Here is a 25,414-nt window from a genome sequence, read left to right as displayed (position 1 = left end):
TTCATTAAATGCTATCGGGCAGAATGATGTCCAATGTTTGACGATAAATTTGTTGTGTCTCTTCATTGAAAGGTCTCGTTTGGAAATCCCAGCGAACCAGTAATCCTTCTGTCAGTGTTACGAGCATTTCAATTCGTGCTATGGCCTCACTTTTGGTTATGGTTGGATAGCGTGATTGTAAAATTCCTACGGCTCTGTCTTGTAAGCGGCTGTGAGATTCTATATGGATTTCAGCAATGACAGGGTTTCGAGTGGCTTCCGCTTGAATTTCTGCATGCATCACTCTCATGTTATGAGTTTCTAGGTTTTCTTCAGAAAAATGACGGTCTAACCAATCTTTTTTATCTAGAAAAGAGGCCATAAACTGTAATCTTTTTTGTGTAAACTGCTCCACCAGCTCACGAATAATGTCGTCTTTGTGGGCAAAATAGCGGTAAATTTGCCCTACACTTAATCCTGCCGATTTGGCGATTTCGCTCATACTTGCTTTATGGAAGCCCTTTGTTAGTGCGTGTTGTTCCATGGCATCAATAATGCATTGTTTCCGTTGAGCGCTGTCATAGGGTAATTTATTAGTTCTCATTTATTTGCACGTTTTGTCATATATTAGGTACATGGCTTATATTATAGTGCTAGTGAATGATCATTCTCAATGTTTCAAAAGGAAGTCTCCTCAATGTTGTCTAGATTTAAATATGCTTCAAGTATGCTGCTTGTTCTATTGTTAGCTGGTTGTCAGGAGGAGGCACCTAAGTCTGCTGCTGCGCCATCTGCACCGAAAGTTCAAGTGGGTGTTGTCACCATCGAACCCCAAAAGGTAGATTTAATTACGGAATTGCCAGGTCGAACCACGTCTAGCTTGGTTGCGGAAATTCGTCCACAAGTGGGGGGAATCGTAAAAAAGCGTTTCTTTGAAGAAGGTCAGGATGTAAAGACGGGTGATTTGCTTTATGAGCTGGATGATTCCACTTACATTTCTTCCTACAAGCAAGCTCAGGCTGATTTAGAATCTGCGAATGCCAGCCTAAAATCGGCACAGCTAAAATACGAGCGTTACACACAATTACGTAAGCAAAATAACGTATCTCAGCAAGATCTTGACGATGCACAAGTGGCCTTTTTAGAAGCAAAAGCCAAACAAAAAGGTTCAGAAGCGGCACTAGAAAGTGCCAAAATCAATTTAGATTACACCAAAATTCGTTCACCTATTGATGGCCGCATCGGTATTTCACAGGTAACCGTTGGCGCCTTGGTAACAGGCAGTCAAGCAACGGTTATGACAACAGTGCGCTCACTGGATCCTATCTTTGTTGATTTGGCGCAAACCAGTTTGGATCAGCTTAAACAGCGTACTTTTTTGGCATTAGACGATGTTGAAAAGGGATCTAACAAGGTTGCGTTGCTGTTAGAAGACGGCACCAAATATCAAGATCAAGGCACCTTAAAAGCACGAGAAGTGAGTGTGGATGAGTCAACAGGCAGTGTAACGTTAAGAGCCGAGTTTCCTAACCCAGACAACTTGTTACTGCCTGGTATGTTTGTACGTGGTTTGATTCATGAATTAACACACAATGCGGCACTTTTGGTGCCACAGCAGGGTGTTTCTAGAGACGTAAAAGGCAATCCTATCGCGTACGTGGTGAATGCTGACAACGTAATAGAAAGCCGAATTTTGACAGTTGAAAGAACAGTTGATAATCAGTGGTTGGTCACGGATGGCATTAAAGCGGGTGATAAGGTCGTTGTGGAAGGATCGCTAAAAATCAGATCAGGAAGTGAAGTGACCACGGTAAATATGAAGCGTGATAGTCAGACAGGCGCGATTGTTGCCGACAATGCGAATGGCTCTTCAGCCCAAGGGAACTAATCTATGTTTGCAAAGTTTTTTATCAATCGTCCGGTTTTCGCATGGGTTATTTCCATCGCGATCATGTTGGCAGGCCTTGCGTCCATTTTGAACCTGCCGATTGCTCAATACCCAAACGTGGCACCACCAACCATTAGTATTTCGGCGACCTATTCAGGTGCTTCTGCCGAAACGGTTGAGAACAGTGTCACGCAAATATTGGAGCAACAGCTTACGGGTCTTGATGGCTTGTTGTATTTTTCGTCCTCCAGTAGTTCCAATGGTCGTACCAGTATCAATGTGACCTTTGAGCAAGGTACTGATGCCGATATTGCCCAAGTTCAAGTACAAAACAAAATACAGCAAATTACGTCGAATTTACCAAACTCAGTACAGCAAAATGGTGTAACGGTTAGAAAATCGAACTCTGATTTCTTGATGGTTGCGGCCATTTATGACGAAACAGATCGAGACACAGCGAATGATATATCGGACTTTTTAGTGTCGACTGTTCAAGATCCTGTTTCCCGTGTCAACGGTGTTGGCAGTATTCAGGTGTTTGGTGCCGAATATGCCATGCGTATATGGTTAGACCCGCTGAAGTTAGCGTCTTATAAACTCATGCCTTCTGATGTGTCTTCAGCCATTAGTGCTCAAAATACTCAAGTCGCAGCAGGTAGTCTTGGGGCTTATCCGGTTGTAAAAGGGCAGGAGTTAAACGTTACCGTTACGGCGCAGTCCAAGTTACAAACAGCGGATCAATTTAAAAATATCATTCTAGCGTACGATGACAGTGGTGCCACGGTTCGTTTGAGTGATGTGGCTAGAGTGGAATTGGGCAGTGAATCTTACGGTTATATTCCACGTTTGAACGGTCACCCAGCTTCAGGTATGGCGGTTATGTTGGCGCCTGGAGCGAATGCGCTTTCTACTTCTGAGGCGGTTAAAAATGTATTAAATGGCCTATCTAGCAGTTTGCCAGATGGTTATAAACTGTCGTATCCGGTTGATAATACGAGCTTTATTCGTATCTCGATCGAAGAGGTAGTGAAAACACTGTTTGAAGCGATCTTGTTGGTCGTTATCGTGATGTTCATCTTTTTACAGAACTGGCGCGCAACCTTAATACCGGCGATCGCTGTACCTGTTGTTCTTTTAGGCACGTTTGGTGTTTTAGAGTTATTTGGTTTCTCCATTAATACGCTCACCATGTTTGGTATTGTGTTGTCCATCGGTTTGCTGGTGGACGATGCGATCGTCGTGGTTGAGAACGTTGAGCGGGTGATGGAAGAAGAGAAGCTGTCTCCCAAAGAGGCAACCATCAAATCGATGAACGAGATTACCAGTGCCTTGATTGGTATTGCGGTGGTCTTGTCCGCGGTATTTTTACCGATGGCCTTCTTTAGTGGTTCTACTGGGGTGATTTATCGTCAGTTCTCTATCACCATTGTTGCGGCCATGACCCTGTCTGTTTTGGTTGCATTAACCTTGACGCCTGCTTTGTGTGCCACCTTTTTAAAACCCAATCACGAAACGGCTAAAAAAGGCTTAGGCGCATGGTTTAACCGTAATTTTGACCGCGCGACAGGGAAGTACTTTAGCGGCGTTAGTAGCATTATTAAGAAACCCGTTCGTTGGATGTTAGGCTACGGTGTTATTGTGGCGGGTTTAAGTGGTTTGATGATGACCTTACCATCTGGTTTCTTACCAACGGAAGATCAAGGCCGCGTGATGGTGATGGTGTCTTTGCCTGAAGGTGCTGCCATGTCTCGTACTGATAAAGTGATGCGAGAAGTGGAAAGCTACTTTTTGGAGAAAGAAAAAAGCAACGTAAACGCCATTTTCACTATTTCTGGCTTTAACTTCATGGGCAGTGGACAAAATGCTGGTATGGCGTTTGTTGCGCTAAAAGATTGGAGTGAGCGTGTTGGACCAGAAAACAGTGCCAGTGCGATTGTTGGCCGTTCTTACGGTGCGTTTGCTGGATTGCGTGATGCCAGAATATTTTCCTTGATACCGCCCTCTATTCAAGGGTTAGGACAAAGCAGTGGCTTCACTTTCCAGTTACAAGCGACAGGCAATACTGACCGAGCCACTTTGCTGGAAATGCGTGATGCGTTATTGCAAAACGCCAACACCAGTCCTTTGCTGACAGGGGTGCGTTTGGGATCGGATTCTGAAGCGCCGCAGTTACATATTGATATTGACCAAGAAAAAGCCTCTGCTCTCGGTTTGTCTTTGTCAGACATCAGTGCCACTTTAAGCAGTGCTTGGGCGGGTTCTTATGTCAATGACTTTGTTGATCGTGGTCGAGTGAAAACCGTTTATATGCAAGGCGATGCACAGTACCGTTCTTCTCCTGAAGATCTGCAGCATTGGTATGTACGTGGTAACGATAACACCATGACGCCGTTTTCAGCTTTTGCTAAGAGCGAATGGACCTATGGACCGAAAAGTTTAACGCGTTTCAATGGATTAGCTTCCTATGAAATTCAAGGCTCGGGAGCGGATGGGGTGAGTTCTGGTGCTGCCATGGATGAGTTGCAGCGTATTTCTGATGATTTGCCCACTGGTGTAACCGGCGCTTGGAGCGGTTTGTCTTATCAAGAGCGCTTATCAAGCGGACAAACTCAAATACTCTATGCGATTTCTATCCTAGTTGTGTTTTTGTGTCTTGCGGCTCTATATGAAAGTTGGACGGTGCCGTTCTCAGTGATACTGGTGATACCGCTTGGTGTTATTGGGTCGGCAGCAGCGGCGCATTTACGTGGTTTGGAGAACGATGTGTATTTCCAAGTTGCTCTGCTAACGACCATTGGTCTGTCGTCGAAAAACGCGATATTGATCGTTGAGTTTGCGGAAGCGGCGTACCGTCGAGGGTTGAACGTATGGGATGCAGCCGCTCAAGCCGCGCGCTTGCGCCTGCGCCCAATCATTATGACGTCTATGGCGTTTATGGTGGGGACATTACCATTGGCGTTGTCTTCTGGCGCGGGTGCCAACAGTCGAATCTCGATTGGTTCCGGTATCGTGGGTGGTACATTAACCGCCACTGTGTTGGCGATTTTCTTTGTGCCTCTCTTCTTTGTCGTGGTGCGACGGATTTTCCCTAAGCGTCCTGATGGTCTAGTTGAGTCAAAGGATATTGATTGATTTTTTGAAGGTGTAAACAAAAAAGGAGTCCAACACGGACTCCTTTTTTATTGCTAAACGGGGATTCACAATGATGGTTTAGATAAGACGCTTACGCACATTCACTACGAGAATTTCTGCCAGAATTACAATAATGAAAATCGCCAATAACGAGACGGCAACTCGATCCCATTGAAATAAATTCATTGAATCATCCAGTACCACACCGATTCCACCTGCTCCTACCAAGCCAAGTACCGCAGACTCTCGGACATTTATGTCCCAACGAAAAAGGACAATACTAAAAAAGGCAGGCAAGACTTGTGGCCAATAGCCTTTTAGTAAAATCGACAGCCAGGATGCTCCGGTGGCTTTTAAGGCTTCAATGGAACCCATGTTCACTTCTTCGAGTGCTTCTCCTAACAGTTTGCCAACAAAACCAATGGAGCGAAAAGCAATCGCTAATACACCAGCGATGACCCCAGGACCAAAGATAGAGACAAACAAGAGGGCCCATACTAAGGAATTGACTGAGCGGGAAGACACTAGAAAAAACTTTGAAATCCAGTGACACCAAGTGGAGCTTACGATGTTGCTGGCATTCATAAGAGCCAAAGGAATGGCAAAAATTAACGTAATCAAGGTTCCCAATGTGGCAATGTTGAGGGTTTCAATCATGGCGTCATGGACGGTTACTGGGTAGTAGGCGAAATCCATTGGCCACATGCGTGAGAACATGTCCGCCATTTGTTCTGGTGCATCCAGTAAGAACTCAGGAATGACCTCAACAGACTGAATAGACTGTACAAAAGCCATAACCAACACCAAATAAACAGCATAGCGAGACAGTTTTTGTTTTAAGGTAAAGCGTTGCCAATGATGATCGATAGCGTTCATAAAAAAGCTCCTAAGTTAGGTTAGCGAAAAATGTGACGAACGATGTTGGAAAGAAACTCGCCAAACATAATCAGAGCGATAATGACGATTAAAATAGCCGCCACAAAATCGTAATCAAAGCGCTGGAAGGCCGAAAACAAAGTTCCTCCTAATCCGCCAGCGCCAACGATGCCGACCATGGTGGAGTTGCGTAAATTCGAGTCGAGCTGATAGGTTGAGAAACCAATAAAGCGCGCGAATACTTGTGGCATTACAGAAAACAAAATAATGCTGGTAAAACCGGCACCAGTCGCTCGAATGGCTTCCACTTGCTTGAGAGAAATTTCCTCAATGGCTTCAGCAAAGAGCTTGGCGATAAAGCCAATTGACGCAACGACCAGGGTGAGAATGCCAGCTAGGGCGCCAAAGCCAACACTTTTGACGAACAAAATAGCAATGATTACGGGATGAAAGGTACGACAAAGCGCAATTAAGGCGCGTACCGGCGTACTAATCCAGCTTGGCATTAAATTACGTGCGGCAAATAACCCTAGAAATAATGAAATGAAAATGCCGCAAATACTTGAGATAACAGCAATTTCTAAGCTTTCTATGAGACCGCCTAATAATAGCGACCAACGGCTAAAGTTAGGAGGCACCATGCGTGCTAATAAGTCGCTGGCGTGCCCTAAGCCATCGTTAATACGGCCCCAGCTAAGGTCCATTGCATTAAAGGAGTACACCACATAACAGACGACTAATAACCAAAGTGCGCTTACTAGCCAGTTATGCTTAAACGGATTTTCTCTGTCTATCTTTGCTTGTGAGCAAGTCGTGTTTATGCCAGCCATGATTCACCTCCATAGATTTGTTTTAAGTGTTCGTCGGTGATGCCTTCTGGTGGACCGTCGTAAACGACAACACCGTTACTCATGCCAATCATGCGTTTCGCAAAGCGACTCGCTAGTTTAACGTCGTGAATATTCACCAAAGCAGGGATGTTTTTTTCTTGTGAAAAACGTTCTAACAGTTCCATAATTTCGACAGCGGTTTTAGGATCAAGAGACGAGGTGGGTTCATCCGCAAGCAGTATGCGTGGGTTTTGCATCACGGCTCTGGCAATACCAACACGCTGACGTTGACCGCCAGATAAGCTATCCGCCCGCTTACTCGCATGTTCGGTTAAACCAACGGCTTCTAATAACTCAAAAGCGGTATTGATATCCTGTTGGCTAAACTTGCGTCGCCAAGCCTGCCAAGCAGACATATAGCCAAGTCGTCCTGTTAGCACGTTTTCAATGACGGTTAAACGCTCAACAAGGTTGTACTCTTGGAACACCATGCCGACTTGGCGGCGCAGCTTGCGTAATTGGGCGCCTTTGGCTAAGCAAAGGTCGGCGTTATCAAATAAAATCTTCCCTTCTGTGGGATCAATTAATCGGTTGATACAGCGTAATAGAGTGCTCTTTCCTGTCCCAGACGGGCCGATAATGGCCACAATCCCTGGTTCTGTGATGTGAATATCGATGCCTTTTAAAATCGGGTTACCAGCCGTGTATTCTTTTTTTAAGTTACGAATTTCAAGGAAGTTTGAGTGCTCAGCAGAGCTTTGAGTGACAGACATAATCGTTTCCTACAGGCGAAGAAGGCTAACAACCTAGTGATCTAGGCTGTTAGCAGGTAGTAATGTGTTTTCTAGTGGATTAAGCGAAAAGTGGCCGCTTATTGGCTTTTACTGGCGGCTTCTTTAGCGCGTTTGTCGGCAGCGGCTTTAGCAGCATCGGCTTCTGCCAACTGCTTAAGTCCTGTTTTGGTATAGGCTGTACCAGACGCGTGGGCAATATCGCGGATAACCTGCCAATCTTCTTTATAGGTAATAGGGAAGAAGCGATCAGCACCACCAAAAGTTTTTTGCATTTCTGCTGGGAAGCGGAAGGTGAAAAAGGCGTGTTTGATTTTTTCTACAAGCTCAGGGTTGAGGTCGTAAGCGTAGCCAAATGATGAGGTTGGAAAACGTGGGCTTGTGTAGATAACTCGGAAGTCCTCTTCGCTAACACGTTTGGCATCAACCATACGTTTTAGAACGTCAGAAGCAACCGGAGCCGCATCGTAATCGCCTGATAATACGCCCATAACAGACTGATCGTGTTTACCGGAGTATTTTACTTCATAGTCTTGGTCTGGTATCAGTCCTAGGGCTGGAAAAATCGCACGCGGAGCAAGATTACCGGAATTGGATGAGGCGGACGTATGAGCAACCACCTTGCCTTTTAAATCGGCCATTTTCATGATGCTACTGTCTTTACGGACAATGGTGACTAGGTTATAGCCTTGAAATGCTTCTTCTGTGCCTTTTACGGCGATGGGAACGAGACCGCCTAAATTAACCGCGTAACCGGTAGGACCGGTAGAGAACCCTGCAATGTGTAAACGGCCTGAACGCAATGCTTCCACTTCGGCCGCATTGGAGTGCACTGTGTAATATACGACTTTTTTGCCAGTGACTTCACTGAGGTATTTTTGGAAGTCACTGAATGCGTCTTTGTAAACCGCAGGATCTTCTACTGGCGTGTAGGTAAACACTAAAGTACTAGGGTCGCGCCATTGGCTTGAATCTTTTGGAAGGTCAGCGACGAGATCGTAGTTTTCGTCACAGAACTTATCATCCAGTACGCCACGATAGCTGCAATCATCCGCTAAAGCGACATTGCTTCCTATCAATAGTGAGCCAGAGAGCATTAAACCAGTCAGTAATTTAATAGACATTATTGTTTTCCTCGAGATGTATTTTTTATTGTTATCACCGGTCGGGAGGTTCCGTTGTCGGAGATGAGTCAATCTTGTGAGAGCACAGGATTGACTGACTTGTGAGCACATAAAACATAGCAAAGCCAATGCCAATAGTGAAAAGTCTATATAAAACATGTGGTTGTGTATTTTTTTAAGCTAGAGAATGGGGGCTTTGGGACTTTCTAGTCTCATCATAAAAGTGAAATGGGTCATTCTTGTCCTTCATCCTCGGACGCTTTAAAGTGTTGTTTGTCTAATTGGTGTTTTTTCATTTTGCGATATAGGGTCTTGCGTGACATGTCTAATAGTTCGGCGGCTTCGTTTAATTGACCGTTTGTGACTCTTAGCCCTTCTTCGATTATGTGACGTTCGAATTGCTCCATGCGTTCTTCGTAACTGCCGTTAACATCCTCTTCGCGTTTGATGGAGGCGAGAGAGGTTTCGCTGATGCCAAGCACAAAACGATCGGCGGCATTTTTCAGTTCACGGACATTTCCAGGCCATGGATGCTGAATTAAGTGTTCTAAGTAGGCGGAAGTGATTGAGGGCAAGGGTCTAGAAAAATGTTCTGCGGCCTTATGAGCGTAATGATGAAAAAGGGGAAGGATGTCTTCTGGACGGTCTCTGAGAGGTGGAATGGTGAGGCTGGCGACATTGAGACGATAAAATAGATCTTTACGGAATTTGCCTTCTTCGCCCAATTGGGCAAGATTGTCTTTGCTGGCGGCGATGACAGTCAGTTCAACGGGAATGGGTTGGGTACTGCCGACGCGCTCAATTGTACGTTCTTGCAGCACTCTTAATAATTTAATTTGAGCGGGCAGTGGCATGGTTTCAATTTCATCGAGGAACAAGGTGCCCCCGTTGGCGGCTTCTATTTTGCCAATGTGGCGTTTATTTGCGCCTGTGAAGGCACCAGCTTCGTGACCAAAAAGCTCGCTTTCAATCAAGCTTTCACTGATGCCGCCGCAGTTGATGGCAATGAATCGACCTTTATTTCTATGGCTAAACTGATGCAAAGCCCGGGCGACAACGTCTTTGCCACAGCCCGTTTCACCGTAAATAATGGTATCGATATTTGCTTGTGCTAGAGAGGAGATATGTTGACGAATGCTCTTGATGGCCGCCGATTCGCCAATAATCAGTGATTCTAGGCCGGTTTGTTGGGCAATGTTTTGCTTTAGTTTGCGGTTTTCTAATACTAACTGTCTTTTTTCCACTGCGCGTTGCAGTTGGTTGATCAGTTGCGCAGGTTGCAGCGGTTTTTCGAGAAAGTCGTAAGCGCCTTCCTTCATGGCTTCTATTGCCATTGGAATATCTCCATGACCACTCATTAGGATAACAGGCAGCTCGCTGTCCAGCGTTTGAATGCGTGCCAGCAGACTTAGGCCATCCATTTTAGGCATTCTGACATCACTTAAAACGACCGCAGTCGTCTGCTGGTTTAAGGCGGAAATGGCTTTGTCGGCGCTTAAATAACTGCTGATTTGGAAACCTTCGAGTTCAAGCATTTCGGTTAATGCTTCGATAATGGCCTGATCGTCGTCGATAATAATAACTTTATTTGCATTGCTCATTTATTTTTCTGCCTTGTTTAATACTAAGGTAAAGCGGCTACCTTTTTCGGGTGTGGACACCACTTTGATTTGACCACCAAAGTCTTGCACTATGTTATAGCTGATGGATAAACCCAGTCCGAGACCTTGGCCTACGTCTTTTTGGGTAAAAAAGGGATCGAATATTTGCTCAATTTTGTCTGCTTCTATGCCTATTCCCGTATCACTCACCTCGACCATGACTTTATCGTCGAGTTCGTATACCGCTATGCCTAATTGTTTGACCGATGCGCTAGACAGGGCGTCAACAGCGTTACTAATAAGATTAACCATTACTTGTTCAAGACGAATCGGTTCGGCTAATACGTGCAGCGACGATGCGCAGGGCTGATAGTGGAGTGTGCTGTTTTGTTCATCAATTTGGTTAGACATCAATTCGATGGCATCTTCTATGACCGTAGCCAGACAGACAGGTGTGAGTTCTGTACCTGCTACGCGCGCAAACGCTTTAAGATGTTTGGTGATACGCGTGATTTTGGTGAGTAGTTGGCCTATTTTATCTAGGCTGTTTTGCGCCTTATCTTGTTGGTTTTTTTCCATGTGACGTCCCGCTGTATGCAGGTGACTGGCGATGGCGGTTAAGGGCTGGTTGATTTCATGGGTAATGCCTACACCAAGTTGGCCTAATGCGGCGAGTTTTCCGGCTTGCACCAGCTCATTTTGTGTCGCTTTTAACTGTGCTTCTGCGGCGACTCTTTCTTCGATTTCAGCGGCGAGCCTTTGGTTGGTTCGTTCAACCTCAATAGCGGTTTGTTGAAAGTATCGCAGATCTCTGGCCATGCTGGAGACTTCGTCGTTGCCTACGATACGGATTTGTGTGTCTAGCTGTGAGCTGGCAATGGCGCGCATGTTTTGCTGTAACTCGATAATACGTTGCAGCACGTTACGTCGGACGTAAAACCAAGAGATCGCACAGGCGATACTTAGGCTGATGAGTGACAGCAGTAAAATATTACGAATGCTGCTGTTGATGGATTTTATCGCGCCTTCTAGTGATCCGCGAATGCTGGTGTTGGTGTAATTCGTGTATTGGTTGATTTGAGCTGCCAATTGTTGAATGTGTCGTTGACTGTTTTCAAGCAAGAAGCTTTGCTGATACAGTAAATCCAATTCTTCGTTTTTCAGTAGAAAAAGTTCGCCTTGGCGAGAACTCATTTGCAAAAGGCTTAGTGCATCTTGTTCGAGGGCCGGTGAAATCTGCGGTAGTAAGGTCATGTATTGAGCAATCTGACCGCCTAACTTTTCCAACCGTAAAAAGGTGTAATCCAATTCGTTGAATGACGCATCGTTGCTGATTTTTTCCATTAAGCCGGAAAAGTAATGAAGCCGATGAATCACTTGCTCTAATTCTGCACTTCGCTCTAGATTATCCAGTTGCTGAATCAGGGCTTGAAATAAAGGGAAGATAAGCAAAGAAGATTGTGCTAATTCTCGTCTTATGACTTCGCGTCGCTCAACGCTTTGGTTCAAGAGGGTGAGGCTGTTTTGAATTTGGGTGATGAGCTCCAAAAAGTATCGATTATAATCGGGTAGGTTACGCATTAACGCGTCCATCTCACTAATCGCCAGACTCAGTGCCTCCATGGTTTGTTCTCTGGAGATGGCGGCATCACTGGTGACCAGAAGTGGCGCGGTTGCGACGATGAGACGGCTTTTATCGTTTAGTCTAGCGGCGGCATCTAGGCCCGGAATGTCTTGGTATTTTAGTAGTAAAAGACGATCGCTCAATTGCAAATAGGTATTGGTTGCCAAGCCGCTTGCGACAATCGTGATAGAAGAAATCAGCACAAAGGCGAGAAAGAGCCGACCACCAATGCCAATATTGCGAAGCCAAAATAATGTGGGAATGCCCATTTGTTATGTGTCCTGTTATTTTTATAATGGGGTGAGACTTTTGTACAGATAGACTCAGTCTGTCAATACAATGAAAAATCAATGCCAACTTTTATGTGTTGTTTCTGTGGCTCTTGGGTGATGCTGAGGACAAAAATGTCCCATGTCAAAGCACTGGGTAATTCATTTAATCGAAATATATCATGATCCTGATGATGGAGAGTGAGCCATTTGGGAAAAACAATGTCGTTGATCTTAGCGTACAGTGAAAAAGCCTTTGCCCTTGAAAATAGTCTGGATGTCTTAGAAAAGCAGCGCGCGGCTTCGTTTCGCTTCGTGCATTTAGGTGAACAATACACTTTTGCACATGCATTCAAACGTCGTGTTTTGAGTCATTATTTTCCGCACAATAAAGCCTCAGAGTGGCGTTTTGATCGAACGCCATCTGGTAAGCCTTTTATACCAGAAAACATCGCTTTTAATCTGAGTCACAGTGTAGAGTCTGTGGCGGTGGCGTTTGTCGAATCTAGAGATAAGTGCGCTGTCGGTGTGGACATAGAGCGTTACAAAGACATGGAGGATCTTGAGTCTATGATTGACATGGTGTGTCATCCAGATGAGAGAAAGCAGCTTGATTTGTGTTGTCATCGACAAGAAAGTTTTTTTCAGCTCTGGACGGCAAAAGAAGCGTTACTAAAAGCCAATGGCAGCGGCTTGATTGATAATTTGAGTCAAATTAACTGTGCCCCAAGTTTGATGAATGGGACATCGTACGATTTGCTTTGGCAAGGTGATCTATATTGTTTAAAAAGCTTTGGTTTTCCCTGGGGAGTGATCACTCTTGCTTGGTTGGAAAGCTTGTGTATACCCGACATCAAGTTGGTAGACTGGACATCTGGGGAGCCTGTTACTGACATTATTCGCTTGTAAATTGCTCTGAACGAGCCGTGCTGTATGATTTTAAGAGCTTAATATTCCGTTATTTTTGACTACGGAAGCTAGTGGCCAGCTTTATTTGAAAAATAGAACCGTTTTTTTGCGTCGGTAGAAAGGATATTTCTCCTCCCATGGCTTCTATTAGGCCCTTACTTACCGCTAAGCTTAGCCCTGTACCTTCATAGCGGCGATCTGTCTTGCTGTCCTGTTGGCGAAAGGGGGCAAATAAATAAGGTATAAAGTCTGGACTAACGCCTATTCCTTGATCTTCAACTCTTAACAATACGTATTTATTTTCCACAAAAAAAACCACTTTAACCGTCGTATTCGACGTTGAAAATTTTATAGCATTAGAAATTAAAGTTGCCATAACCTTTAAAAAACGTACAGGATCGAGGTAGACAGGTATATTTTCAGTAGGACCTTCCAACAATAGTATTATTTGTTTTTTGTTTGCGTAATCTTGTTGCTTTTCGATGGACTTTTCTAATAACGGTTGTAAAAAAACGCTTTGCATGGACATGGGGGTCGAGATAGATTTTATTTCAGAGAAGTCAATAATGTTATTGATTAAGTCTTTAAGTTTATTGCTATTGTCTAATGCTATGTTGATGAGATATCTTGATTTTTTAGAGAGATATCCAACTTTTCCCGATTTTAATATATTTAACCCACCAAGAATGGAGGTTAATGGTGTTTTCAGTTCATGTGTTATGGTGGTAATGAAATTGTTTTGTAGGGCTTCGTATTCCTTTCTTTGGCTAATGTTGCTTATGATAATGATAAATTGAATATTGTTAGTACTAAACTCCGTTTCTATCTTTCTAATTTGAATATGAATGTCGATTGCTTTTGTGTTTCTTTGATGAATTTTGGTATCAAATACGCAGGCATTATTGACCATAGAAAATGGTATGTCTGTTGATAACATGGTTTTGTACCATGCGTCTAATTCTGCGCATGGTGTCACGGGGTTGAGTAGGGTGTGGATAGGTTGATCTTTTAGGTTGTTGAGTTGTTGTTCAAACAGTGTCTCTGCTCCCTTGTTAGCGAATATAACAAGTCCGTGTTCTGATACGGCTAAGATTGCGATGTCTTCAGCGCCATCAAGTACTGTTTGCAGAAGGTGACGGTTTGAGTTGGCTTCTTGTGCGTATTCCTGTAGTTGTTGGCGGGCTTTAAGTAATTCTTGCTCAAAGCTGGCACGTTCGGCAGCGGGTAACATAACCCAATGATAACAGGGCTGCTCATCAAAGTGTCCGGATTGGGCGTTTAATAAAATCGGCAGAGTGATTCCATCTGCCAGATTGATTTTTACATACATTTCTTTGATGACACCATTGGCTCTTAACATAGGCCAGAGGTGGGTTTGCAAAAAGATCCTAGCTGGTAAAGGAAAAAGCTGCTCAATATGCTCTATTTTATGTGGGCTTGTCAGTTCAAAAGACGTTACGGCGCATTCATTGATGAACACGATACCACCCTCTTGGTCAGTAATAACCAGAGGGCAGGGCAGAGCGTCAAGTTCAGAGTGTTGCGTCATGACTGTAAATCCGATTGAAGATACTCTTCAATCGCATCAATCACCAGATGAGGGTGACTCATGTGTGCTGCATGGCCTGCTACGTCAAGGATTCGCAATGTGCTGTTTTTAAGTTGTTGGTGTAAAAACGTGCCTACTTCCATAGACGCAAGGACATCGCTTTTATGCTGTAATATTAGGCTAGGAACACGGAGTTTTGCATAATCGTGACGGTTGTCTGAGAAAAAAGTGGTTTTTGCAAAGTGCTTGGTAATGATCGGGTCGGTTGAGCAAAAACTATCAGATAATTGACCCGCTATTTTAGTGTCGCTGTCAGAACCCGCCACGACTTGCCCTAAATAACTAGCCCAGCCAAGGTAGTTTTGATCCATCAATTCCAACAATCCTTCAAGGTCTGCTCGCTCAAAGCCTCCTTGGTAATCTGGTGGCATGTTCAAGAAGCAAGGAGAAGGGCCTAAAAAAATCATTTTTTTGAATAAATTTGGTCTCTCGTTTGCGACGAGCACCCCAATGCTGCAACTGACTGAGTGGCCAATAAAAATGACATCGGAATCAAGTTTTAGAGCGTCGCAAATTTCGATAACATCTTGAGCGTATCCTTCTAACCTTCTATAACGTTCGAAACTGTAGTCAGCAATGCTTGATTGACCACTTCCAACAAAATCAAAAGAAATCTGCTTGGCTTTCTCTTTAAAGGCTGGTATCACATTATTCCACATGGCTTGACTGCATCCAAAGCCGTGGGCATAAAGTAGAGTGGGTTTGTTAACATGGTGGGTTGATACATGCACATTGTTCCGATGCAAGACATTCATAAAGAACTCCCATAGCCTGCGTTCTACAGATAGTGTAGAACAGATCGTAAAACCGTACCAATAAATTTCACACGTTATAATAAAGTTGCCAATTAAAGATTTTACGCTTAATTTTATTTGATAGCAAAAAATCCGGTGTGATTTTTATGATGAATAGGGAGTTTTTATGAATATAAGTAGATCGTTTTTGTAAAGTAGTAGGATAATGTTGAAAAAAATATTACTCAGAAAATATAGGGAAAAAAATGAGCCGGTTGTCGCTTAATGTTCGAGTTATACTATTAATTCTTCTCACTATTGGTATATTAGTGTGTGGGATGTTAATCACTTTTTACCGATTGATTGTTGATGACTACACTCAACTTGTGGTTGAACGAGAGTCTGTACAAATAGAGCGTTTAGCATCGGAATTGGAGCTGTCATTAAAGCAGCGGGTACTGGGATTAGAGGCATTTTCGACACGATTTTTAGATGACAATAATGAGCTATTAAAAACTCAATCTCTACAAACTTTACTATCAAAACCTTCTGTGGCAAGAGAGCTCTTCCCCGATGGCTTATTGGCTTTTGATGCGAATGCCGTTGCTATAGCGGAAAGTATTTATGTGCCCAATAGATTAGGAACCAGTTACTTAGACAGACCGCATTTTCAGCGAAGTTTTCTCACCAAAAAAGCCATTATTTCTGAACCTATTTTAGGCAGAGTAACGGGTCTTCCCTTGCTTTCATTTCTTCAGCCTATTCTTTCTTCTGATGGCGAAATAAAAGGTTTTGTTGCCGGTTTGCTTGATTTATCGAACACTCCTCTTATTGATTCAAAGGTTGCACTAAAAGACGACTCCAGTGTTTTCAGTGTGGTGGTTGATCCTCGACATCGTCTTTTTGTATCTATGCAGGAAAGGTTTACTTCGCCTCAACGACTTCCTCCTGAGGGCACTGATGCTATGGTCGATGCCGCTTTGTCCCTAGCATCGGCAGGTACGTTAGTTGAATACAACGAAAAGTGGTATTTAGTAGCGACCGAAAAGTTAGATACTCTAGGGTGGATTGCGTTACGTGCCATACCCTATGAAGACGCGATAGCACCAGCTAAAGCGTCTTACCGTCATTTTTTATTTATTACACTGTGTGCCATGGTGTTGGTTAGCTTAGTGGGCGTGTGGATGGCACGAAGTTTAACTCGCCCGATCGAAAAAATGACTCATCGAATCGATAAGATGGTAGAAAAAAATACCTTTGACGTCGACCTCCAAGAGCAAGGAGGACCCGAAGTAAGAGCGTTAGTACGAGCAATGAATCGCCTCGAAAACGAGAGAAAAGCGGCCAATGCTACTATTCGAGATACTGAGCGTTTTTTATCCAGTGTACTGGAGGCGGCTTCGGAGTTTTCTATTATTGCGACCGATCCTAATGGTTTAATAACATCTTTCAATAAAGGTGCTGAGAATATACTCGGCTACACTAAGTTGGATATGGTTAATAAACAGAAAGCGAATATTTTTCATCTTGATAGCGAGGTGAAAGCAAGGGCGGCCGAGTTAACGGCAGAGTTACGTAAACCAATAGAAGGTTTTAGAGTATTTGCAGAGAAGGCAGAAGCTCAAGGTGTTGAGACGCGGGAGTGGACTTACGTGCATAAAAATGGCGAGCATATTCCCGTTTCACTTGTTGTCACGCCGATGCGTGATGAAGCGCATAATATTATTGGTTATCTTGGTATTGCTGAGGATATTACAGAGCGAAAACGTATTGACCAGATGAAAAGTGAGTTTATTTCCACTGTGAGTCATGAGTTACGAACACCACTCACTTCTATATCCGGAGCATTGGGTTTAATGGTAGGAGGAAGCTTTGGTGTCTTGCCAGAAAAAGCCAATAAGCTACTAATAACAGCTCATCGTAATAGTAAGCGGCTTGCTTTATTGATTAATGACTTATTAGATTTCGAGAAAATTACCGCTGGTAAACTACAATTTGATATGCAGGTGCAAGAGTTAACGCCCTTACTTGAGCAAGCATTAGAGTCCATGCAAGAGTTTAGCTCTGAGCGTCGAGTGACTGCGACACTGACAACCAATGCCCGTGACACATTGATCAAAGTGGACAGTCAGCGTTTGATGCAAGTACTGGTTAATCTGCTATCCAATGCAATTAAGTTTTCACCTGAAAATGGTCGTGTATCTGTTGAGGTAGAAACCTTCAATGATAAAGTTGTTGTCAGTGTGGTTGATCATGGGCCTGGTATCCCCGAGGCTTTTCGAACTCGAATTTTTCAGCGCTTTGCGCAAGCCGATTCTTCTGATACGAGAGCAAAAGAGGGAACAGGACTCGGTCTTGCTATTACTCGTGAGTTGGTTGAGCGAATGGGAGGGCATGTAGATTTTGAGTCTGTTGAAGGGGAAGGAGCACGTTTCTTTTTTGAACTACCCCTGATGCAGCCTATTAACAATGTTTCAGTTGTAAACCATATGAACACTGAAATTACGACGAAAACACAACGTATCTTGGTAATAGAGGACGATGCAGACGTCGCTAATTTACTGCGTATTATGTTGAAAGAAGCGGGTTATGTTGTCGATATTGCTCTCACAGGCCAAGATGCTTTAAATCGTTTGCAGGTGCAAAGCTATGATCTGGTTAGTGTTGATTTAATGCTACCAGACATAGGAGGGCTAGATGTTATTAGAAAGTTGCGACAAGATTCAGAGACGTTAAATTTGCCGATAGTGGTAGTTTCAGCCAAAGTAGAGCAAGGACGTTTAGAGATTAGTGGGGATGTTTCTAATATTGATTGGTTGGCAAAACCTATTGATCAGCAACGTCTTCTTAATATTGTGCATCATCAGCTGTCGTTGAAAAGTGAACGGCATTCCCGTGTACTGCATGTAGAAGATGATGCTGATTTGCATGAAGTGATTCGAGCGATGGCGGGTGAAATGTTTGACTTTGAGGTGGCTCGTACCTTAGAGGAGGCGCGGATAAAGTTAAAACAAAAGCCGTTTGACGTTATTTTGTTAGATGTTAGTCTGCCAGATGGGGTGGGTTGGGAACTGCTGCCTGAAATAAGAGCGTCTATGCCAGCCACTAAAGTCGTCATATTATCGGGTGAGGATATAGCCGTACAAGAAGCGAGCAAAGTAGAGGCGGTGATGCTTAAATCGCGGTTGTCTAGCCAAGAATTACTGAATGGAATTAACACGCGTATTCAAACGTCTAAATCAAGCTAAAATGTATAAAATGGATTGATATAGAATAAAACAGAGATGGTGGGATTAATGGAATTAAATACAATTTTACATGTAGAGGACGATGAGTCTATTCGAGTGATTGTAGAAATGGCGCTGGTGGATCTCTTTGGGTTTACTCTCTTCTCGTTTGACAATGGTAAGGATGCAAGTGCTGCGGTGGAAGGATTGCAACCTGACTTGATTTTGCTTGATGCCATGATGCCTAGTATGGATGGATTACAAACGTTAGCAGAAATTCGAAAAATACCAAGTTGCCAATCTATTCCGGTTGTTTTCATGACGGCACGTGTTCAACAATCCGAAAAGAAACAATATTTAGAAGCGGGTGCGGTTGCTGTGATTGAAAAGCCTTTTGATGCCGCTAACTTAGGTAATGAATTATTGTCTATTTATGACCAGTGCCATCAAGGTGTGTAAAGTACAAGGGTGGTAGGTATCTTTTATGCAAATACCAAGTAAGCCTGACAATGAAGTTAAACGCCTCGAAGCACTTCATCTGATTCAAATGCTTGATACACCGTCAGAACCGCGTTTTGATCGATTAACGCGCTTGGCGCAGTTTAGCTTAAAGAGTGATATCGTACTGATTTCACTGGTTGACGAGGATAGACAATGGTTTAAATCTCGGCAAGGGTTAGCGGTTTGCCAGACAGACCGTGACATCTCATTTTGTGGTCATGCTATTTTAAGTGACAATATTCTTGAGATATCAGACACATTGCAAGATGAGCGCTTTGCTGATAATCCCCTAGTCGTGGGCGAGCCATCTATTCGTTTTTACGCTGGAGTTCCCCTCAAATACGATGGACAAGCAGTAGGCACACTGTGCTTCCTTGGTCGTCAACCCCGTGTTCTTTCTGTTGAAGAACGTGAAATTGCGTTTGAGTTTGCACGAGCCGTTGAGCAAGAAATAGAAGACCGGTTGCAAGAATATGTCCATGATAAATTACTCATTAGTGAGCAGATGTATCGCTCTGTGCTTGATGGCACCAGAATAGGCACCTGGCAGTGGAATATTCAGACAGGGGAGACGATTTTCAATGAGCGTTGGGCCAATATCATTGGCTATCAACTGGATGAACTTAAACCTATTTCGATTGAAACTTGGTTGTCTTTCGCTCATCAGGACGATTTGGCTGAATCTGGTCGGTTACTCGAAGAGCATTTCAATGGTTTGAGTGCTTTTTACGACCATAAATGTCGCATGAAACATAAAAATGGCCATTACGTCTGGGTCCATGATAGAGGGCAAGTGGTTTCATGGACGGAAGATGGTAAGCCATTGATGATGTACGGAACCCACGCTGATATTTCAGAGCAGATGAATGCCGAGATGTCTCTACTCGAAAGCAGAGATCAGTTTAGAACCTTAGTCGCGAATATTCCGGGAATAACCTATCGATGTAAGGCGGACGAGAGTTGGACCATGCTGTTTATGAGCGGTCATATTGATCCTTTGTCTGGCTACCCGTCGAGTGATTTTATTGGTAACGCTGTGCGTACGTATAGTAGCGTTATCCATCCTGAGGATAGAGCGCGTCTTGAGCATAGCATAGAGGTTGCCCTTAATGACAAATCAAGCTGGTTACTTCATTATCGGATTATACATGCCGATGGCTCTATTCGTTGGGTTGAAGAAAGAGGAGCGGCAGAATATAACGATGTTGGGCAAGTGCTTTATCTTAACGGCTTTATATTAGACGTAAGCAATGAAAAGAAATTGCAAGAGCGTTTAATCAAGCTCACTCAACAACTGCCCGGTATGGTTTATCAATTTCAGTTATGGCCTAACGGACACTCTGCGTTTCCTTATGCTAGTGTCGCTATTAAATCTATCTATGGTGTTACTCCAGATGATGTTATTGATGATGCTTCAGCGGCATTTTCTCGAATACATGCAGATGATCTAGACGCGATTATCCAAAGTATTGAGGTGTCACGTGAGCATCAAACGGTTTGGCAAGATGAGTATCGAGTACACCGAGAAGATCAATCTATTATGTGGCTGTCAGGTAATGCGACACCTGAAAAAATGCCCGATGGTAGCACGCTATGGCATGGTTACATTCAAGATATCACTCAAACAAAAGAATATTATTTAACCCTTGAAAAGCTTAATCAGCAATTAAAAGTGGCTCAGCAAAGTTTAGATCTTGCTAGTGAGCAGGCGCAAATAGGGTATTGGAAAATATCGCTTAAACATGGTTCGCTGTGGTGGTCTCCCATTATCTATCAAATACTTGGTTTCAACTCTGAGGATATTCAGCCCAGCCTTTCTTTATTTAAAAGTATGATTCACCCTGATGACGTGAAAAAAGTAGAGCAGGGACAGGAGCAAGCTAGAGAGTCTGGCATCTATAATATGGTGCATCGTATTATTCGCTCAGATGGCGAAATTCGTTGGGTACATGAATTGTCACAGTTTGTACCAGAAGAGAAAAATCCTGAGTTGATTATGGTCGGGTCGGTACAAGATATTACGGAAAGAATGAGGTTGCAGAAAATGAAAGAAGCATTTATTGCAACGGTCAGTCATGAGTTAAGAACACCATTGACGTCTATTTCAGGTGCACTGAATTTGCTGCAGTCGGGTGAACTTGCATCTTTATCTGAAAAGTCTGCTAAATTACTGAATATCGCAAGTAATAATTGTAATCAGCTAATACATCTAATAAGTGATCTACTGGATATTGAGAAGCTTGTGGCTGGCAAAATGTCGTTTGAAATGAGAGAGACGAATATTAGGTCGGTGCTTCAAAGATCCATACATGATCACCAATTGTATTTGGGCGGAAAAAGCGTTCGCTTCGCTTTAAATATTGCAGAATGTATAGACGAGATCTCCATTCTTATTGACGAACATCGCTTGATGCAAATATTAGCAAATTTATTATCCAATGCTGTTAAGTACTCGCCTAATGAGGGCATGGTAACATTGTCTGCTCAAAAAATAGCCGATTATATCGAGCTTTCGGTAGAAGATGAGGGGGAAGGTGTTCCAGAAGAATTTCGTTCCCGTATTTTTCAGCGTTTTTCTCAGGCCGACACAAGCACTTCAAAAATGAAGGGCGGGACTGGATTAGGGCTTGCGCTGTGTAAAGAGTTAGTGGAAGCAATGGGAGGGACGATTGGCTACACATCAAATAAAACGTCTGGAGCGAGATTTTATCTTCATTTACCAATACCAGTAACGTCTTAAATTTATTTATGGATAGGGGTCACTAAGTTTGCCTACTAAAAAAACACCTGAAGACATTCAATTAGCGATGCAGTCATTGCAGGCTAATTTTAAGCATGTTCTAAGTCAAAGGACGGATTTTTTTTCGCAAGTCCTTGTGTCGATACGTGAGAACGACTTTTCACAACTGCCAGATGTTATTAGCAAAGCCCATCAATTAGCCGGTTCTTGTGGTAGTTTTGGGTTGCACTTTCTTGGCCGCTTAGCGCGTCAAATTGAAGTGAATGCCTTGCTTATTCGCGATAAGACAGACTCAGATGTTGCCCGACTCAATTTATGTGAAGCGATTAATAACTTTATTGAAGAATCTAATTCTAATAAAGATCAGCCAGTAACGTTTCAATTTTTGGGTAAAGCCCTGAATGCTCCAAACACGATTCAAAGTGTTTGGTTTGTGTTGTCCGACTCAAATTTTCGTTCAGAACTTGAACTTCAACTGACGGCATTTGACTTTACAGTCAGAAGTTTTTCTTCCTACGCTGAATGCTCTCTCGCAATCAAAGATAGCATGCCAGGCTTATTGTTTTGCGAGACGCAATTGGCAGGCGATTCCTTATTTTCTCAGCATGATTTACTCGATTGTATTGTACAAAACAAGACGAAATTAATGCTTTGCTCTAAGGACGATGATTTTGAGACTCGTATTAATGCGGTGCGTCATCAGGCCCAAGCGTTTTTTGTTGGTCAGCTAGACTCCACTCGTATCTTGCAAAGAATTATTCGTCTGTTTGATGAGATGAACTTTGTGGATAAAAAGGTGAGTATATTAGACGACGATTCGTTATTGGCAGAGCATTATAGCTGGGTACTGGGTGCTGCAGGAATAGAGGTTCAGGTTATTGAGTCGGCCAAATATATTATCCAAGATTTACTGTCTTTTAAGCCAGATTTGTTGTTGTTAGATATGCATATGCCAGACTACTCAGGTCCTGATGTATCAGGTTTGATCCGTCAATACGACCAACTTAGTAGTTTGCATATCACTTTTTTATCGGCTGAGCATGACATTCACAGGCAATTGCAGGCTTTATCTTATGGTGCTGATGACTTTTTAACTAAGCCAATCAGTAATCAACATTTGGTGAGTGCAGTGAAGTTAAGGTTGGCTCGAAATCGCGACATTAAATCTATGATTGAGTGTGACAGTTTAACTGGGTTGGTGAGACACGGCTCAATCAAAGACACAGTTTATACTGAGTTTGAAAAAATGAAGCGTAACGGGCAGCACTTTTGTGTGGCTATGGTCGATCTTGATCATTTCAAAAGCGTGAATGACTCACATGGTCATGCTGTCGGTGATATTGTTATTAGTACGATAGCGACGTTATTGCAAAAAAGGCTACGTCGCAGTGATCGAGCGGGGCGCTATGGTGGTGAAGAGTTTTTAGTAGTGCTCCCCGATTGTTCTGTAAATAATGCCAAGAGATTGCTCGAATCTCTCTTAGATTCGTTTAAAAATATCCAGTTCAGTGGAGTGGACCGTCAGTTTACTTGTACTTTTTCGGCTGGCTTGGTGTGCAGTTCAAATGGGTTGGGCGATGCGGATACCCTTATTGAGGCGGCGGATCAGGCTTTGTACCAAGCAAAGCATAATGGTAGAAATCAGGTGTCTATTTTAGCGGACGTCTAGTCTGGTTTGTGTCATACGACCTGTTTGCGATGCATGTTTGTGTATAAAAAATACGACTGATTTTTTTCTACAGGCGTTTTATGCGAACTGATTGGGTGCAATGCTATGTTCATACAATAGGCTCTCTGGTGGCGCTAAAGAATTATTTATCTCATTAAAACGATCTTCTATAGGGACATTGATTGTGTATAACCTCGAGATCAGCGAAAATAGCGTCAAACGTAATCACGATTAACATGACGGGGTTGGCAAGCGCTGATTATGCTGTGCTGATCTTTCACAAGATGCGAACAACGCCCGCGTATAACCTAAAAGATATTTTTAATGGCAAACCAGAATTTTCTCAATGAAGTAAATGAAAGAAGAACCTTTGCGATCATTTCCCACCCTGACGCTGGTAAAACGACGATAACAGAAAAGCTTTTATTGCTTGGTCAGCTGATTCAAACGGCGGGTTCTGTGAAAGGCCGAAAAGGCGATAAGCATGCAACATCTGACTGGATGGCGATGGAGAAGCAGCGTGGTATTTCGATCACCTCTTCTGTCATGCAGTTCCCATATAAAGATCGTATTGTTAATTTGCTTGATACACCTGGACACGAAGACTTCTCGGAAGATACTTATCGTACGCTGACTGCGGTTGACTCGGTATTGATGATTATCGATGGTGCGAAAGGGGTAGAGGATCGAACAATCAAGTTGATGGACGTTTGTCGTCTTCGTGATACACCTATTTTGACTTTCATCAACAAGATGGACCGAGACATTCGTGATCCGATTGATTTGTTAGATGAAGTTGAAGATGTTTTAAAAATTGCCGCAGCTCCAATCACTTGGCCAATTGGTATGAGTGATTTCTTCAAAGGGGTTTATAACCTATACACTGATACGATTCATGTCTTTGTTCGTGGTCGTGGTCATACTTTGATGGACGATATTCGTATCGAAGGCTTACAGTCGGACGAAGCAAAGGCTTTATTGGGTGATGACTGGGAAGCGTACGTAGACGAGATCGAGCTGGTACGTGGTGCAAGCCATGAATTCGATCATGCGGCTTATTTAGCGGGCGAGTTAACGCCTGTTTTCTTTGGTACGGCCTTATCTAACTTTGGTGTGCGTGAAATGTTGGACGGTTTTGTCGAGTGGGCACCATCGCCGATTGATCGTGAAACCAACAGTCGCAAAGTCTCGGCCGTGGAAGAAAAATTTTCTGGTTTTATCTTTAAAATCCAAGCCAATATGGACCCTAAGCACCGTGACCGTATTGCGTTCATGCGAGTGTGTTCGGGAACCTACAGTCGCGGTATGAAAATGCGCCATTGTCGTATTGGCAAAGACATTAAAGTGACGGACGCCGTGTCGTTTACTGCGGGCGATCGTGAAGGGGTAGAAGAGGCTTTTTCTGGCGATATCATCGGTTTGCATAACCATGGCACGATTCAGATCGGGGATACGTTCACGGAAGGGGAGGATTTAAAGTTCACTGGTATTCCTCACTTCGCACCGGAGTTGTTTCGTCGTGTTCGCTTGAAAGATCCGATGAAAATGAAAGCCTTGCAAAAAGGCCTTCAGCAATTGTCTGAAGAAGGCTCCACTCAATTGTTCATGCCGCAACGTAATAACGAGTTAATCGTGGGTGCGGTGGGGCAACTACAGTATGAGGTTGTGGCGTACCGTTTGCAGGATGAGTACAAAGTAGAATGTATTTATGAGGCAGTAAACGTTAATACGGCGCGCTGGGTAGACTGCGACGACGCTAAGAAATTTGAAGAGTTTAAGAATAAGTGCCGTGATTATTTGGCTGTTGATGGTGGTGGTCACCTCACTTATTTGGCGCCAACACGAGTAAATTTGATGATGGCGGAAGAGAAATGGCCTCAGGTTCGTTTTCGTTCAACCCGCGAACATTGA

17 protein-coding genes are annotated in these 25,414 nt (G+C 43.4%); 8 read left to right on the top strand and 9 right to left on the bottom strand.

Features of this window, described 5'->3' with window-relative positions:
- Nucleotides 1–4: 4 nt before the first annotated feature.
- On the bottom strand, nucleotides 5–583 hold the full coding sequence (locus DKT73_RS08625) for a TetR/AcrR family transcriptional regulator (protein WP_111638152.1): 579 nt from the start codon (nucleotides 581–583) through the stop codon (nucleotides 5–7).
- A 93-nt stretch (nucleotides 584–676) separates the two neighbouring features.
- Here DKT73_RS08625 and DKT73_RS08620 point away from each other — a divergent pair, with 93 nt between their 5' ends.
- Nucleotides 677–1,867: an efflux RND transporter periplasmic adaptor subunit gene (locus tag DKT73_RS08620; RefSeq protein ID WP_111638151.1), complete on the top strand. Its 1,191-nt coding sequence runs from the start codon at nucleotides 677–679 to the stop codon at nucleotides 1,865–1,867.
- Nucleotides 1,868–1,870: 3 nt separating this feature from the next.
- Nucleotides 1,871–4,999: an efflux RND transporter permease subunit gene (locus DKT73_RS08615; RefSeq protein ID WP_111638150.1), complete on the top strand. Its 3,129-nt coding sequence runs from the start codon at nucleotides 1,871–1,873 to the stop codon at nucleotides 4,997–4,999.
- 78 nt (nucleotides 5,000–5,077) lie between these two features.
- Here the strand turns inward: DKT73_RS08615 and phnE (DKT73_RS08610) are convergent, their stop codons facing one another.
- The 6 genes from phnE (DKT73_RS08610) to DKT73_RS08585 form a co-directional block, all read right to left on the bottom strand.
- Entirely contained in the window at nucleotides 5,078–5,875 is a 798-nt protein-coding gene (gene phnE, locus DKT73_RS08610) for a phosphonate ABC transporter, permease protein PhnE (protein WP_111605611.1), read from the bottom strand.
- Between the two features lie 20 nt (nucleotides 5,876–5,895).
- Complete coding sequence (phnE, locus tag DKT73_RS08605; RefSeq protein WP_111638149.1) at nucleotides 5,896–6,705, bottom strand: phosphonate ABC transporter, permease protein PhnE; 810 nt, start codon at nucleotides 6,703–6,705, stop codon at nucleotides 5,896–5,898.
- A complete protein-coding gene (gene phnC / locus DKT73_RS08600) occupies nucleotides 6,693–7,478 on the bottom strand; it encodes a phosphonate ABC transporter ATP-binding protein (RefSeq protein ID WP_111638148.1) in 786 nt (261 codons plus the stop codon). The genes phnE (DKT73_RS08605) and phnC overlap by 13 nt, the downstream gene beginning before the upstream one ends.
- 98 nt (nucleotides 7,479–7,576) lie before the next feature.
- Nucleotides 7,577–8,620 (bottom strand): phosphate/phosphite/phosphonate ABC transporter substrate-binding protein, encoded by a 1,044-nt coding sequence (gene phnD / locus DKT73_RS08595; RefSeq protein WP_111638147.1) that lies wholly within the window; start codon nucleotides 8,618–8,620, stop codon nucleotides 7,577–7,579.
- 233 nt (nucleotides 8,621–8,853) lie between these two features.
- On the bottom strand, nucleotides 8,854–10,221 hold the full coding sequence (locus DKT73_RS08590; RefSeq protein ID WP_111638146.1) for a sigma-54-dependent transcriptional regulator: 1,368 nt from the start codon (nucleotides 10,219–10,221) through the stop codon (nucleotides 8,854–8,856).
- Nucleotides 10,222–12,114: an ATP-binding protein gene (locus DKT73_RS08585; protein WP_111638145.1), complete on the bottom strand. Its 1,893-nt coding sequence runs from the start codon at nucleotides 12,112–12,114 to the stop codon at nucleotides 10,222–10,224.
- A 222-nt stretch (nucleotides 12,115–12,336) separates the two neighbouring features.
- Here DKT73_RS08585 and DKT73_RS08580 point away from each other — a divergent pair, with 222 nt between their 5' ends.
- Nucleotides 12,337–13,023, top strand: coding sequence for a 4'-phosphopantetheinyl transferase family protein (locus DKT73_RS08580; RefSeq protein WP_111638144.1), 687 nt, complete (start codon nucleotides 12,337–12,339; stop codon nucleotides 13,021–13,023).
- A 49-nt stretch (nucleotides 13,024–13,072) separates the two neighbouring features.
- Here the strand turns inward: DKT73_RS08580 and DKT73_RS08575 are convergent, their stop codons facing one another.
- Both DKT73_RS08575 and DKT73_RS08570 read right to left on the bottom strand, forming a co-directional pair.
- Nucleotides 13,073–14,572, bottom strand: a complete 1,500-nt coding sequence (locus DKT73_RS08575; RefSeq protein ID WP_111638143.1) for a sensor histidine kinase — start codon at nucleotides 14,570–14,572, stop codon at nucleotides 13,073–13,075.
- Nucleotides 14,569–15,387: an alpha/beta fold hydrolase gene (locus DKT73_RS08570; protein WP_111638142.1), complete on the bottom strand. Its 819-nt coding sequence runs from the start codon at nucleotides 15,385–15,387 to the stop codon at nucleotides 14,569–14,571. The genes DKT73_RS08575 and DKT73_RS08570 overlap by 4 nt, the downstream gene beginning before the upstream one ends.
- 317 nt (nucleotides 15,388–15,704) lie before the next feature.
- Between DKT73_RS08570 and DKT73_RS08565 the strand changes: the two genes are divergently transcribed.
- The 5 genes from DKT73_RS08565 (at nucleotide 15,705) to DKT73_RS08545 (ending at nucleotide 25,414) form a co-directional block, all read left to right on the top strand.
- Entirely contained in the window at nucleotides 15,705–18,614 is a 2,910-nt protein-coding gene (locus DKT73_RS08565) for a response regulator (protein ID WP_232827824.1), read from the top strand.
- Nucleotides 18,615–18,662: 48 nt separating this feature from the next.
- A complete protein-coding gene (locus tag DKT73_RS08560; protein ID WP_111638140.1) occupies nucleotides 18,663–19,052 on the top strand; it encodes a response regulator in 390 nt (129 codons plus the stop codon).
- 25 nt (nucleotides 19,053–19,077) lie between these two features.
- Nucleotides 19,078–21,834, top strand: a complete 2,757-nt coding sequence (locus DKT73_RS08555; protein ID WP_111638139.1) for a PAS domain-containing protein — start codon at nucleotides 19,078–19,080, stop codon at nucleotides 21,832–21,834.
- Between the two features lie 28 nt (nucleotides 21,835–21,862).
- On the top strand, nucleotides 21,863–23,503 hold the full coding sequence (locus DKT73_RS08550) for a diguanylate cyclase (RefSeq protein ID WP_111638138.1): 1,641 nt from the start codon (nucleotides 21,863–21,865) through the stop codon (nucleotides 23,501–23,503).
- Nucleotides 23,504–23,827: 324 nt separating this feature from the next.
- Nucleotides 23,828–25,414 carry a peptide chain release factor 3 gene (locus tag DKT73_RS08545; protein WP_111638137.1) on the top strand — a complete coding sequence of 529 codons (1,587 nt, stop codon included), beginning with the start codon at nucleotides 23,828–23,830 and terminating at the stop codon, nucleotides 25,412–25,414.

Origin of the sequence: Marinomonas shanghaiensis, assembly GCF_003259175.1 — a bacterium.
GTDB classification, from domain to species: domain Bacteria; phylum Pseudomonadota; class Gammaproteobacteria; order Pseudomonadales; family Marinomonadaceae; genus Marinomonas; species Marinomonas shanghaiensis.
This window is presented reverse-complemented; position numbering and strand designations above follow the sequence as displayed.